Genomic DNA, 14,479 nt, shown 5'->3' with positions numbered 1-14,479 from the left:
ACTAAATTAAACCTTTAACACTGTTAATTAAGCGTTTTCTATCCTTTATTCTCTTCTTGCCTACATTTTGAAAATCAACAATCTCATCATCAATCAACTCAATAAGCGCAAGTAAAGCTTCTCGAGAAATTTGCTTGTCTAGCGCCTTGTCACACAAAACGACTACTTCTTTATGTAAGTTTTTTCGTGCTTGTACCTCTGTGCGCTCAAATAGTAACTTAAGCTCTACAATTTCTCTTACGTCATCTGGCATTGCATCTAACTTAGCTTGCTCTTGTTGCGCTTGCACCGCTTCTTCATGGGCTTCAATTTCTGAATAATGCATCTTAAACCAAGGAGTACTTTTAACTTCATCGGTTATTAACTGTGCTAGTCGCCCTTTAGCAAAACTTGGCGATGTTGTCGCCTTAACTTCTTCAGGTTCTTTTCGCTCAAGTGCCTGCCCTGCAACTTCTACTTTAGGCATAGCAAGTTTGTCATTTTGTATCTTAGTGTAATCACCAGAATCGAAGTCGATGTAATTATTGTTGGTACTTTCATGTGTTGCTGGATCTGCAAGTGCGATAAGGTGAGTTAATTGGGGGCTATCACTCCACGAACTGTTATCGCTGGGGTAAGCACGCTCCATCAGCTGCATATAGCGAGCTATGAACTCTGTTGCCGTGCAGGCTTTACCATTACAGTTCAGTTCAGTCACCTTAATTCCGCAAGCTCCAGCACCTAAACTTTTTCCATGACCTATTTGGTGCAAACATTGTGGATTTTCTCCATAGGTTAATGCCCACAATAAAGCACCCAGTTCTTCCGGCTTCAAGTTGTGAAATATCACCCGACCATAGAACTGTGCTTCTGATGGTAATAGCTCAACATCACTCACAACACTGTTATTCTCGTGCCTTTGATGATTATAGTTGCTTTCAAATTTGGTTAAAGATTTATATCTTTTCCAACCCGATAGCTCAGCATTGTTGCTGTTGTAATCAACATAATGATCTTTAGTAGGCTGTTCTAGATAAGTCGCCAAAAAGCTCGGTTTAGGCGACCCCAAAATAACTTTTTTAAAAGGTGCATCGTATTTATTTTGGCAGACTGCGTCTGTAAAACTCACCCGGCTTTTTAGACTCAGCCCACCCTCTCTGAGCGTTCCAAAAATACATTCCGCCATATCAAAAATTAGGGCTTTACTTGCATCTTTCTGTTTACGACCCACTAGCTCTGAAAAACTGTGCTTGTACATCATCCTCGGCAGTTTTGCCAGCCCCAGTGTTTTTATATTCTTGGTATTTTTATCTATCAAAACAAAGACCGGTAGCCCCTTTTCAGGGTGAGGGTTCATTTTCAAAAACTGCACCTGCGCTTCATTATGGCTATTCAAACAGTCTTGAACTAGGGCGTCTAAACCTGAGCCTGATGCGACCTCTTTTGATTTACCATAAAAGCAATAGCTAAATTCATAATACTCTGCCTTACCTTTGCTTTCATCGACAACTCTATTGTTGCAAAATACGATGTTTCCCTTAGTCCCTCCTTGGCCAACATGTTTAATTTTTTCAGTGCCGTCCTGCCCACGTTTTAGTGTCTTCGTGTCAAACTCAATCTCCGTGGTAATTGGGAGCACTTGGTATTTTTCAACCGCTGACATTTCATTTCGAATGTTTACCTGACATTGAGACTTGAGATCTGTGTGCTTCACTTTGGCAAACTTGCATAGACTCAACTTCCAAGTTGATGACTTGTCGCAATATTTAACCCAGCCAGCCTCTACTCTCGCTTCTTTAGAAACATATTTTAAATATTCACTACCAGAAGATACTGTGCGATAGGAAAGACGCTGATCATCTATTGACGTAAATTTACCAAAACTTGATATTTCTAGGACGTTTCTGATCGTACCTTTTAATGATGTACTAGGAATGATAAATTTCCCACATGGTGTTTTCTGCCAGACTACCTTTGTTGGTTGGTTTTCTTGCTTCTTATGCTCACTACCAACACACATTGGCGTTTTGTTGGTTAACGTATATTCAATACTGCCGCTCAGGCCATCTTGAAAAGGAACATCGTGACTGACTAAGTGCGCCCACTCAGGCATATAAACCCATTTTGATAATGGTACAAAATGGTATGGTGCATGTACTTGGCTCATTAGTCTTCCTCCTTGCTAAAACCAATAAATTGCTGCACAACTGGCTGCCAGCGTTCATCAATGAGTTGATACCAAATGAAGTAAGTGGCAGGCCCATATCGAGTAATCAAAGTTTGTTTTTTGTACACTTGATGTTGCGTTTTTTCGTCCACGACTTCCATACAAACAAATTGGTACTGGTTTTCACCTAACAGTTTCACTTTGATTGTTTTTGTCCCGTTCGACCACTCACCTTCTATGAGATCGTTGCGACTTGTCAGCGCTGTATCTTTAATAATTTCATCGCGATACATCGCCCACCCAAACGTCGCATCCATTGAGTTAACAGTCTCAATTACGGCATCGACACTTTTTGTACTGTATTCATGTTGTAATTTAGCTGCAGTAAGTGTTGGTAGCGGCTGCTTAATTGTTGTTTGGGCATTTTCTTTCAGCTTGTTATAGGTATCAATACTCATTGGATTGCCTCCGAACTTAAATGGGCTAACGCTCCTTTGCCGATTGGATCAGTTGGTTTGATAAGACTCGTTCCACGCCCTGCGCCAGCCCCAAGCGGCAATAGGCCATTCGTCAAGTCGTCCATTGTCGCCTCTAGTGCTTGTACCAGATTTTGGTCAATCGGTTCACCAGGTAATAACCAAATACGCACACTAATTGCTGGCTCGTAAAGTAGTTCTTCACTGTATAACGCTCCCCTGCGCACGCCGCCTGTAAAACGGTCAATACTGTTGTGATAGCGCACAGTCACCTGCTCCGGCTTATACACTATTGGGCTGTCTTCGATCATCAACCGGCCAGCTTTCGACGCCTGATGATCATCATCAATTTTGCCGAACAATTCCGCTAATGCGTCTGGCCTTGTTTCCCATTCTTGGTTCGTTTTATCCGCGAGTGTTTCGGCAAAGCGCTCTGTAATACGGTTGTAATGAAATGCACTACGATGTGCCAAAATACCTTTTATAGCGCTGCCACAAAGCACAGGCTTTGGATCTTGCCAGCTTGGTATGCCATCTTGCCAACTTACGCTGGGTTCACTGTAGCTGATCATGTCTGCATCGAGACCATTTGTGTTTAACAGCTGCGTACCGCGGCCAAAGCGCCAATATCCATCAACCTTCAGTTGTAACTCGATTAATGGGCTTTCTTGTTGGCTCAGTGTATGACTGGTCGGTAGTGGGTTTGCAAAAAACTCACTAATTTTATCCGCAGGGTGGGTTTCGGTTAGGTCACTAAGATCAATATGTGCTTCTTGCACACCTATCACTTTGATTTGACCAAGCCCATTGCGTGTATCAGCCCCAAGCGCAAATAAGCGGCTATGCCACAGAGATAAAAGCCGTTGCCACTCATCTGTATCTAGCTGTTCACTCTCAAAGCTAATATCCACACAAAAACGGATCCCTTTTGGTAGCAAAATTTGGTCAAACTTTGCTTTGTCTGCCGCAACCCCTCTATCATTTATAGCCACTCGTTCACGATGATGTGGGCGCGCTTGAGAAAGCCGACTAAGTAGTGCGTCATTCTCTATTTTTGATGGCAAAACCAATCCCTTTACCGGCTTGCCTTCGCTGTCGACTAACACACCGTTAGAGATTTTCAGCAATGACCGTTGCAGTGTTGAGCCAAACCACTTTTCAGTGTCTATTTTTTGTTGTGTTGGATTGGGCTTACTTGCTTGATTTAACCACACTCCTGCAATACTGGTACCTGGAATGTATGGAAGGCCATTAGCATCACGGGCTAACTGAGAGTCAAAGCCAACCTCTCGCAAACCAGAATTAATTGCCATCGGGGTTTGTGTTTCTATCACGATGCGAGCTAATTTTAACACTGTCATTAGTTGCCTCCTTGCGGTTGGGTACTGAGATAAGCTTTAAAGCTTTTTAAGCCGTTGTAGGTTGATGGGTCATACCGACAAAGCTGCTCTAAGAATAGTCTCATTACTGCCGTTGACTCGTTAGTTAACGCTGCATCCATAGCGGCTGCAAAGTTGGTATAGCCGGTCTGGCCTTGCCACTCTATCCCCCAACCAAATTCGTCGTTTTTGGCCTTACAAATACAGTGTTCACCTTTAAATGCCAGCGCGTTCCAATTCTCAACATCAGCTTTTACCAGCTCGTATATTCTGCTCCATTGGTTTGATGAAGGGCCAGCTTGCAGATGTTTACCTATGTTATTAAAGCCTCGGGCACTATCGTAGGCCTTTTCAACTTTTCTTAGTAGCTTAAGAGCGTCCTGTTTTGCACTCGTCTTTGATTGCTCAGCAGCTTGATGCTCATTTATCCACGCAAGTAATGTGGACTCTCCCTCACCGCAGTCCGCTGCTAACTTTTGCGGCTCAACATCTAGCGGGGAATATAATTGACTTGGAGTAAGCTGCTCCGCATCATACCAACTGGGGTTGACCATCACCCAGCCTTGTCCAAATTGCTTATTAATCCCAATTCCATCAGCAGCAATTTTATTCAGTATTGTTTGGCTTAGAGTTTGGCCATTTAAATCAAACACCAACACACTTCCTTTGCTGATCACTTGTGTTTGACTGTCGAAGCTTTGGCGCTTTTGGTTAAATCTCGCGATAGTATGGCTACGAATATAGCTTTGGTCTTTATTAAGCGTTACCTCGTCTAGTTCTGAGTCTATCATTTTGCCGCTCGGTGATAGGCTACTATTCCCAAACTCGTCTAAAAACTCGCAGTCTGCGGCACACCAAAGTACCAGCTGCGACTGCAGCGATTGTGGTGGTTTGGTTTTCCCAGTAATAGGTGTAACAGCCACCCGACCAAACTCGGTGTTTTTGGCACGGCCGATCCGAGTTACTTGGCGCAGTGCATTCTCAATGAGCGACTTGTATGATTCGGGCGCTTCAATCCATCCAACAAATGTTTGCGCTTGCTCAATATAGCTATAGCTATATAACTGGCCCTGCTCAACAATACCGAGCTTATTGTTAATCGCCGTTTTTGTCACTTGACCCATTTTTACTTGCGCTTCTACCCCCTTACTGGTGATAAAACCGCCGCGTAATTGCTTATATTGAGTTTCACCGCGATCATAAAACACACTCGGTACATTGATGGTTTGCTCATTTAGCTTTGCATTTTCAAATGCCAGTTTGCCTTTTTCAATATGCCATGATGCTGGAATCGGTAATGCGACTTCTCGCCCAACTAACGGGTAACAAGGACCAAATTGTACTGTGCCAGTGTGAAATATATTCCAACTTTTACTTTGGTCTTCTGCAAGCTCTGGGTATAACTTCGCGGCTAACGCCCCTAAAATGGCACTGCCAGGAATAAAATCACAGGTATTGTGGTTATTCGTTGTTGCGTTAGATTGGCTAATGATCACAGGATCTTGAGTTGTAATTTGATAATATAACCGCATTATGCCACCTCCTCTGTGGATGTTACGTTGATATTAACCTCTCCATAACCTCGCTGTCGCTTGGCACCGAGCGAAAAAATAAGCCGACTTACCCTATCAAGTGCTTGTGTCACGTTATCCCCAAACAGGGTAAGCACTTGTTGGTAATTGGGGTGACTGGTATTTAAACTCACACACGCATTTAGCTGCATTGGAACGGCAACTTCAACAGCCCTAAAGCTTCCCTCTTCCGCAACCCCCTTATCACCAATTTTCGTTGATTGGATCACCCTAAATAGTGACTTTTTAGCGCTTTTTCCTGACTCACTCGTAAAGTAATTTGTCTCGGCTGGAGACAGTGTCGCACTGCTAAATTGTATTACGCCTTGTTGCTGGATACCTGCTGTTCCTTCGGATCCAAACAACAAGTCTAATAATTTGCTAGCAAACCAATCTGCAGCTACGGCTTTTTCAAAACCGTCTCTGTATAGGCCTTTTAGGCTTTTACCTGGTACGTAAGGTAAACCCGCAGCATTTTTTAGTACTAACGCGTCGGCATAACTGCCACCTTCTTCACCACTGCCGATATGCCAATAGCTTTGAATGTCCAATGTTATAATGAATTGACTCATTGTGCCTCCACTGCATCAACAGGTTTAAAATAAAAACGTTCGAGTACCATTAAATCACTGAGTGGTGAAAACCATTCACCATCTTGCTGCCAATACCACGTCGTGTCGTTTTGAGATTTACTGAGTTGATTAAAAGCATCCTCAAGCTCCGACTTTTTGCCCTTCGCCAACGTTAGCGCTCGTGCATATATGCGCGTTGCCTCGGCCATATCTCCCAAAGATAAATGGGTTAATAGTTGCCGCCATTTACTCATTGTCATCGGTGTTGACGGCTGTGTGCACACATCAAACAAATGATATAAATCCGCTAGGCATGGATAGTGCGAATGAGGCTCAACTAAATATGCCGGCAATGCGGTGGTTAGCTTCTCTAACTCTTCAAGAGTAACCGTCACATTTTGTTTTATGACCTGTTCAACATGCTGAGTCGCAGTATTAGATAAACGTAAAAATGACAACGCAGCAGGGCCAACATTATTATCAATTTGCTTAGTTAGCCGTTTCGCTTTCTCGCACAGCCCTTCAACCAAATGGTGACTGTTTGTAAATGGGTGACCTGCTTTTTGAAATAACACCCCACCGCTGGCAGACAGATAATCTTTAATATCTTTTGTTACTTCAGCATCGCCGTACTGTTTGATGACTTTTACAGTACTTGCTAACGCCTCTTTTGAAGTTTGCTTAAAAACCTCACAGAATTTTTCACTCCAAGGGAGTGCCAAATCGGCTCGGATCAACAAAGTAACATCATCGCCACCTAACACCAGCGGGCGCATAGCAAGCCTGTTATTCGTCTGCCCATAGTCCACTACAAGTTGAGTTGCAGCCTGAGCCGCTTTTTGCGTTGCAGCCGCAAGCCCCTCTGAAAAAGTTCGATAAGCATTGGCGTACACCGATTCATCAGCGTCTTTCAATGCTTTGTTAAGCTTGCGTAAAATAATACCTAGCCCGTTACCGTCAATATGCACCAGTGCGATGTCTTTTCGCTCATCGTTTTGTTTGCCACTGTGTGCATTTTGTTCGGTACTAAAGTCAAAATCATTTTCGAGGTCTATTGGGTAGGTATATTTCTGTTCATTTGGCGAGTACTTACCTTGTAAAGCACCTTGGTGCTTTAAGTTCATTAACTCATAAGCTTGACGATGCAAGTCAGTGTCAAGATCGAGCCGTTCAAACTCTACCTCTTCTTTTGGTGCAAAGCGGGCAAGTTTGCTTGTTGGTACTTGAGCGTTACCTGTACGCTGGCTTACCTCTGCAATCGCAGGAGCAAGCGGTAAGTTTACCTTCGCTTGATTGCGATCAGCGGCTAACCGCTGCTGCCCCAACTTAATGGCATTTTGCAGCGCTTTAGACGGTTCATTCGTTTCTTTGTCAGGGCCATCTTCCCCATATACCAATGCATCACAAAATTCTAAACCAGGGAAAAGCTGCAGTACGGTTAACGTCCAAATATTTCGCAATGCCTGCAGCGGTGCTTTGTCATTACTGTACGCAAAAAATGCGGCACCCTTACAACGTAAGAACTTTATCTCCCCTCGCGCTTCTTTATCAGCTAAGTTATGGGAATAACCCAACTGCTCAAGCACTTCAGTTAATACACTGTTGTTATCATCAACCAACACATCTAAACGTTCACTGGCTGCAATCACGTCCTTGAGCTTACCTGTTTTAAACAAGTAGCTTTGGATAGATTTTGCCTCAAAGAGATAGCAATAAGTCATAGACTCCTTCCTATATTATTAATAATTAAACCAAACATACTGCGTTACATGTAGTTATAATAAACACCAAAAAGTATAAAAAATAAACCCACCATGAATAAACATCACAAGTTTGTGAAAAAATTACCACTTAAAAACTAGCTTAAGGTAATTGAGCAAGCCATAAGGAGTGCTTTATGAACCTCGCCTCGCTACTCACCTATAAACATTTTTATCATGCATATTTAAAAGTTAGTGAAAACAACGGTGCACCGGGTATTGATGGGATCAGTGTTCAAACGTTTGCTAAAAATGTAAAAGCCAAACTGCAAAAATTGATTTGGGAGATACAACAAGGCAGCTATCGGTGTCAGCCTTGCAAAGTGGTAGAGATCCCAAAAAATAAAGGAAGCTTTAGAAGGTTGGCCATTCCAACGGTGCGTGATCGCATTGTACAAACAGTGTTAAGCCAAGCCTTGACGCCATTTTTTGAGCCGCACTTTGAACGTTGCAGCTATGGTTATCGTCCGGAGCGTAGCTATCTGCAAGCCGTTGCGCAGGTCGAGAAGTATCGGGATGCCGGTTATACCTGCGTGCTAGATGCCGATATTAAAGGGTATTTTGATCATATTCCGCAGCCCTTTTTACTCCGTGAATTACGCCACTATATTGAATGCAATGCGCTTATCGCTTTAATTGAAAACTCTTTGATACAAATGCAGCAACATCAAAAGCAGTGTGTGTATGGCGCAGCGATGGGCCTTGGCGTTCCTCAAGGTTCGCCGCTCTCCCCGGTTCTTGCAAATATGTATTTAGACAGCCTAGATGAAGCGCTGCTAGAAGCCGAATTTAAGGTCGTGCGTTTTGCAGACGACTTTATAGTACTAACCCAAACTGCCAATGAAGTTGCGCATGCTTGGTCGCTCACCCAACAACACCTTGAAGAATTAGCGCTAAATTTTAATTTAGAAAAAACCAGAATTACAGACTTTGACTCCGGGTTTGTATTTTTAGGCCATTACTTTATTGGGGGCTTAACCCAAGTACTGAAAAGTGGCACTGGTCAACCCATATTGAGCCAATGGCAGTGGGACGCACCAAGCTCCCCCACTCAACAGTCACCAAGTGCAGTAGAGTTTGAAGAACCTGAAAATCACGACTCGCAAAGCGAGCTACAAAAAGCAATTTTAGATTGCCAGCCTGAAGCCGCACAAACTGAGTTAGCATCACAACACATGAGCTTGAGCAATCATTGCCAGATCCTTTATGTTGCAAAGCAAGGGGCGGTCATCCACAAGGTAGCTGGTAAGTTTGAAATAAAACACAGTGGTGAACGTATTGATAGTCTGCCTATTAACCACGTTGATGCTATCATGACTTTTGGTGCAATTCATACGACCCGAGCTGTTAATATTCATTGCATTAGTCAACATGTGCCACTATTGATGATGTCACAAAGCGGCCATTTTATTGGTGTAATTGGAGCTTATCCTGCAATAGAGCACAGCATCATCTCAGCTCAGTTTAACGCACAGTCCTCCTCACTCAACTATGCTAAAACATTGGTCACCGCAAAAGTACATAACCTTATTCATATCATCAGGCGCAAACTCAGACTCCGCAACCCTTACCAGCAATGCACGTTAACCAAAGTACTCAGGCAGTTAATTCAACAAACTAAGCATATTTCCCACTGCACGCACTTGCAGTCGCTACTTGGTATTGAAGGGCAATGTGCCAAAGTACATTTTTTATTGCTAAAAAGCTTGTTGCCCACGCAATTTGCTTTTAACAGCCGAAACCGCAGGCCTCCAAAAGATCCGTTCAATGCTCTGCTCTCATTAGGCTATAGCATTATTTTTAATCAAGTACTTGCGTTTTGCCAAGCACGTAAACTACACATTCAGCTCGGGCATCTCCACCAAAACCGGCAAACTCCAGCGTTAGCACTTGATATGATGGAACCATTTCGCTTTATTGCCGACCTTGTCGCAACAAATTTATTAATGAGCAGAGCTTTATGCATAGACGACTTCGAAATAAGAAACAAAGCCTGCTTAATTGGCGCTAAAGCAAAAAACCTGTTTATACACAGTATAGAAAAACAAATGCAAACCGAGTTTGAGTACCCCGCTCTTGGTGTAACCACCGACTTACGCCGATGTATGGACTTACAGTTAACCCAATATAAGCAAAGTTTGCTTGACGCCAATACGCCATTTTTACCCTTTAGGTTAAAACAATGAAGCATCATTATATAGTCTGCTACGACATCGCTAATAATAAACGTCGCTATCAAGTAGATAAAGTGCTAGCGCAATACGGCTGCCGCATTCAACTTAGTGTGTACGATATTGTACTCAACCAGTGGCAACTTGCTAACTTAAGAGCACAGATCAAACAACATATTGCTCAAGACGAAGACCGAGTGCATTACTACCCACTATGTTGCTGGTGTCGTAAAAATACGCGCCGTCTAGGTTCGGCCTTTTTAGACGATAGTAATAACTTTACCTGCGTATGCTAATGAATTATTTAGTATGTTTTGACATTAGTGACGACAAAGCTAGGCGACGACTCGTGAATCGCTTAGGGGAATACGGCGAACGCGTACAATACAGCGTGTTTGAAGTACAGCTTAAGCCCACACAACTCAAAGCGCTAACTGATTTCACCAATACTGTGCTGGAAACCACAGACAAAGTATTGTTTATTCCCTTATGCGGCAAAGATCTAGGCGGTAGGCAGTGCGATGGTCTAGGCACGATTTACTACGCCACCAGCTATTACTTTTGCCAATAATACGAATGGCAATTCCATCAAAGTGAAAACGTTAGTTAAATACCGCTACATAATTCCCAATCAACCGCTACAATAACTGAATATTTTTATTACAGTAATCCCATACCACTAAGTGAAAAAACTGGTGTCAAAAACCTTGCTTGCTGCGCATGATGGAATCACTTACTGACATAAAAATAAGCATTGAAACTTCATAAAGTTAGCAAGATTGTATACAAGTTCCTATTTTATACTGTGCACAAGTATTTAGTTAGTCTAAAAGCATACACAATGAGCTATATTTGAGTTATTAAAAACCAATCAACATAACCAAAAAGAATAAAAGGTTTACACACTTTTTACCTTCTAATGCACTACACTTGCGGTTATCCACAAAATTCGACCACATAAAACTTGCTCACTTTATAAGCTGTGGACTGTAATCGACTTTGCTCTTTAAAAACATCATGTTATCACTGTACCCATGACGTAATATGACAAACTCATCGGAACAGACAAAAACGCTAAAAACCGCACGTTCTGAAGCCATTGAACTTTATCGGTTTTATGCAATAGCCCGTAAGCTAAATCGCACATATGTCAGTAGCTATTGACTATTTTAATAACTCTGGTAAAACTATGTGTTATCCACCGCTGCAGGCCGCGCCACACAAAGCGTCGACACTGTAAGGGTTTGGAGATACCCCGTTTAATAGGGGATTAAGACCGGTGTATTTTACTACACCTGGCGCCATTTCATTGTTTGGAGATACCCCGTTTAATAGGGGATTAAGACATATCCCAGATTTTGACTTGTCTCCCCTGTTGTGTTTGGAGATACCCCGTTTAATAGGGGATTAAGACTCTCACATAGTGAGAGCCCCTTCTCTAGTATTGCGTTTGGAGATACCCCGTTTAATAGGGGATTAAGACCTAGTTTCACCAGCGCCAACCACATTTAACTGTGTTTGGAGATACCCCGTTTAATAGGGGATTAAGACCTATTGTTAGAGATCACGTTAATACCGCCATTAGGTTTGGAGATACCCCGTTTAATAGGGGATTAAGACAACCGGCATTGACTTGCTCCCAAGAGCTAGCAGGTTTGGAGATACCCCGTTTAATAGGGGATTAAGACATTGTAGGCTCCATGGAGGAACCATTCAGGGAATGGTTTGGAGATACCCCGTTTAATAGGGGATTAAGACCGTATGAGGAGAATGCCCATACGGGTCATTCTCCGTTTGGAGATACCCCGTTTAATAGGGGATTAAGACCTCTTCTAGACGTTTTTTTCTTGCTATGGCAGCTGCCAGTTTGGAGATACCCCGTTTAATAGGGGATTAAGACTGTTAGAGGTGTTAGCTTGTCTACCAACTCTTGACGTTTGGAGATACCCCGTTTAATAGGGGATTAAGACCGGCAGTAGTTGCGGCTTTTTTTAGCTCACCACGTTTGGAGATACCCCGTTTAATAGGGGATTAAGACGTAGTACGTCGCACAGTTGTTCCATAAGAGGTGCGGTTTGGAGATACCCCGTTTAATAGGTTGAAACCCGTCTTGAGACAAGCGAGTGCTCGCAGCTTGGCTAGGGTTGAAACTGAGGCCTTGGACGGCCGAAGCGGTTAGCGCTTCATGGACGGATCAATGTGCACGGCCTAAAATTGGAAAGCCACTTTAAGATAACTGATTTAATAGATTCGCGACATAAAGTCGCTGCTACGAGTTGGACGGCCGAAGCGCTTAGCGCTTCATGGGCGGATCAATGTGTACGGCCTAAAACTGTAAAACCAATTAAAGATATCTAATCTAAGAGATTCGCGACGTAAAGTCACAGCTACGCCAGCCCCGTAGCAGCGGGTTTATCCCGCGATAGGAACTGTAAAACCAATTAAAGATATCTAATCTAAAAGATTCGCGACGTAAAGTCGCTGCTACGAGTTATACGCCCTTCCCCCAACAATGCGCTGATGCCATAGCTTTTGATCTGTACATTATCGCTAGCCTTAGGCTCTCATCAAAATCCCTCATAGCTAGCGGCAAGTTAACTTTATGAATACCTTATAGTTTATTTAACAACCAGTAGCACAAGATCAAAAATAGCAGTACAATGACCATATCTAGCGGAAAACCGCTGATTCGCTCTTTAAAAATAGTCGCTTTGGCGCTGGCTGTTACACCCCGCACACATAGGGGATTGAGACTATTGACGTTAAATATACCTTTACCTGACTCGCTGTTACACCCCGCACACATAGGGGATTGAGACCTATCCGTTTTTTCTCACGGATAGATTGGTTTTTTTGTTTGGAGATACCCTGTCTAATAGGTTGAAACCCGTCTCGAGACAAAATAGATTCGCGACATAAAGTCGCTGCTACGAGTTGGACGGCCGAAGCGCTTAGCGCTTCATGGGCGGATCAATGTGTACGGCCTAAAACTGTAAAACCAATTAAAGATATCTAATCTAAGAGATTTGCGACGTAAAGTCACAGCTACGCCAACCTCGTAGCAGCGGGTTTATCCCGCGATAGGAACTGTAAAGCCAATTAAAGATATCTAACCTAAAAGATTCGCGACGTAAAGTCGCTGCTACGGGCTATATGCCCAACTGCTCCCTCTACGTACATAGATTTAAACCCATAATATTAAACCAAACCAATATCCTAGGTTTGTTGAGCCACTTTTGGGCATAAACCTTGCTGAAGTTGTTATACATATTTCAGAAGGATTTGCTAAATGAAAGTTCAACACCAAGCAATGCTATATAATCAGGCTCAGGTGCGACGCGCGCAATCAATCGAAAATGAAGCGAAGGGAAGCGTTTTGCCAGCGTCAGAGGCAACAGATAGCCATACCAAAGAAGCGCAATTCGACTTTACCCACATCACCAAAACAGAGCTTTCTCAAGCATCCAAAGCGCTGTATGACGAAGGAATATTGGATTTAGGGCAGCATGCTTCGCTTTCTTTACATTATTTTGCTGTTGAGCAAGGTCTAAGTCAGAGGAGTGGACTCCCCTCTCCTGCCGACATTTCACAAGCCGAGAATGAAAAAATCGACGTTATCGCCATACAAAAAGCCAGCTTAAGAGAGGCCCGCCGGAGTGGCCGTTCAGAAACAGAAATTCAATTTTCTGAAAAGCTGCTCAATACTTTAGAGAACTATCAATATGGTGGCAAAGGACGATTCTTTGCAAGTGCTTAGTCGCATATATTCAACACTTACGGTCTTGTTCAACAATCGGTGAGTAATTAATCAAACACGCCTCTGCTTCGTTAAATCATCAGCAAATGGCATGATAAGCCATTGTAATGACATTAATCCTATGTATAATGCGAGACATAGTTAGATGTATAGACACTAACAGTACTGAATTTATTCAGGGGCTGATTAGGATTCGACGGGATTCAAGAAGCCTAAGGTGCATGTCGAGGTGCGGCTGGCCTCGTAAAAAAGCCGTATTTAAAGTAATCGCAAACGACGATAACTACGCTCTAGCGGCATAATAGCCCGCTAGCACTCCTCCATGATATTCTTGTGGATCTGGTTCTGGAGTGTCACCCTACACAAGATCGCTACGGAAACCCTGGCCGGGGTTGAAGGGCTAAAACTAAGCGGCCTCGCCTTTACTTATCGTGTTCGTCCGAGATTTAAAGGTTAACCAAAAGACGATACTAAACATGTAGGACCGAAGGTCGACGCTTTCCGGACGGGGGTTCAAATCCCCCCAGCTCCACCAAATAGCGACACTGAAACCCCATCAAAGCACTGTTTTTGATGGGGTTTTTGTTTATTTATGGTTTGGGAATTGGTTCAATATGGGGTAGATCTGGGCGTGGAATGTCCCCAGT

The 14,479-nt window shown here is 43.1% G+C and carries 10 protein-coding genes, 1 other RNA gene and 1 CRISPR repeat array; of the genes, 5 read left to right on the top strand and 6 right to left on the bottom strand.

Features of this window, described 5'->3' with window-relative positions; genetic code table 11:
* Position 1 precedes the first annotated feature (1 nt).
* Genes GSF13_RS12480 through GSF13_RS12455 form a run of 6 tightly spaced genes read right to left on the bottom strand, consistent with a single transcriptional unit; the run spans position 2 to position 7,865 of the window.
* Positions 2-2,146 (bottom strand): TIGR03986 family CRISPR-associated RAMP protein, encoded by a 2,145-nt coding sequence (locus tag GSF13_RS12480; protein WP_174171158.1) that lies wholly within the window; start codon positions 2,144-2,146, stop codon positions 2-4.
* Complete coding sequence (locus tag GSF13_RS12475; RefSeq protein ID WP_174171157.1) at positions 2,146-2,604, bottom strand: hypothetical protein; 459 nt, start codon at positions 2,602-2,604, stop codon at positions 2,146-2,148. Before GSF13_RS12475 ends, GSF13_RS12480 begins: the two co-directional genes overlap by 1 nt.
* Positions 2,601-3,983 carry an RAMP superfamily CRISPR-associated protein gene (locus tag GSF13_RS12470; RefSeq protein ID WP_174171156.1) on the bottom strand — a complete coding sequence of 461 codons (1,383 nt, stop codon included), beginning with the start codon at positions 3,981-3,983 and terminating at the stop codon, positions 2,601-2,603. Before GSF13_RS12470 ends, GSF13_RS12475 begins: the two co-directional genes overlap by 4 nt.
* A complete protein-coding gene (locus tag GSF13_RS12465) occupies positions 3,983-5,533 on the bottom strand; it encodes an RAMP superfamily CRISPR-associated protein (protein ID WP_211868581.1) in 1,551 nt (516 codons plus the stop codon). The genes GSF13_RS12470 and GSF13_RS12465 overlap by 1 nt, the downstream gene beginning before the upstream one ends.
* On the bottom strand, positions 5,533-6,144 hold the full coding sequence (locus GSF13_RS12460) for an RAMP superfamily CRISPR-associated protein (RefSeq protein ID WP_174171154.1): 612 nt from the start codon (positions 6,142-6,144) through the stop codon (positions 5,533-5,535). The genes GSF13_RS12465 and GSF13_RS12460 overlap by 1 nt, the downstream gene beginning before the upstream one ends.
* Positions 6,141-7,865, bottom strand: coding sequence for a hypothetical protein (locus tag GSF13_RS12455; protein ID WP_211868579.1), 1,725 nt, complete (start codon positions 7,863-7,865; stop codon positions 6,141-6,143). The genes GSF13_RS12460 and GSF13_RS12455 overlap by 4 nt, the downstream gene beginning before the upstream one ends.
* 176 nt (positions 7,866-8,041) lie before the next feature.
* Here GSF13_RS12455 and cas1 point away from each other — a divergent pair, with 176 nt between their 5' ends.
* From cas1 to ssrA, 5 genes are all read left to right on the top strand, one after another.
* Positions 8,042-10,090 carry a CRISPR-associated endonuclease Cas1 gene (gene cas1 / locus GSF13_RS12450; RefSeq protein WP_211868577.1) on the top strand — a complete coding sequence of 683 codons (2,049 nt, stop codon included), beginning with the start codon at positions 8,042-8,044 and terminating at the stop codon, positions 10,088-10,090.
* Complete coding sequence (gene cas2 / locus GSF13_RS12445; protein ID WP_174171151.1) at positions 10,087-10,371, top strand: CRISPR-associated endonuclease Cas2; 285 nt, start codon at positions 10,087-10,089, stop codon at positions 10,369-10,371. The genes cas1 and cas2 (GSF13_RS12445) overlap by 4 nt, the downstream gene beginning before the upstream one ends.
* On the top strand, positions 10,371-10,646 hold the full coding sequence (gene cas2, locus GSF13_RS12440; RefSeq protein ID WP_211868575.1) for a CRISPR-associated endonuclease Cas2: 276 nt from the start codon (positions 10,371-10,373) through the stop codon (positions 10,644-10,646). Before cas2 (GSF13_RS12445) ends, cas2 (GSF13_RS12440) begins: the two co-directional genes overlap by 1 nt.
* 671 nt (positions 10,647-11,317) lie before the next feature.
* A CRISPR array of direct repeats spans positions 11,318-12,183; the repeat unit is 35 nt; unit sequence GTTTGGAGATACCCCGTTTAATAGGGGATTAAGAC.
* A 1,181-nt stretch (positions 12,184-13,364) separates the two neighbouring features.
* Positions 13,365-13,832 carry a hypothetical protein gene (locus GSF13_RS12435; protein ID WP_211868573.1) on the top strand — a complete coding sequence of 156 codons (468 nt, stop codon included), beginning with the start codon at positions 13,365-13,367 and terminating at the stop codon, positions 13,830-13,832.
* Positions 13,833-14,010: 178 nt separating this feature from the next.
* Positions 14,011-14,367: a transfer-messenger RNA gene (gene ssrA, locus GSF13_RS12430) on the top strand.
* Positions 14,368-14,479: the final 112 nt, after the last annotated feature.

Source organism: Pseudoalteromonas sp. M8, assembly GCF_018141365.1.
GTDB lineage: Bacteria > Pseudomonadota > Gammaproteobacteria > Enterobacterales > Alteromonadaceae > Pseudoalteromonas.
Note: the sequence above shows the minus strand (reverse complement) of the source record. Positions and strands in the feature narration are given on the sequence as shown.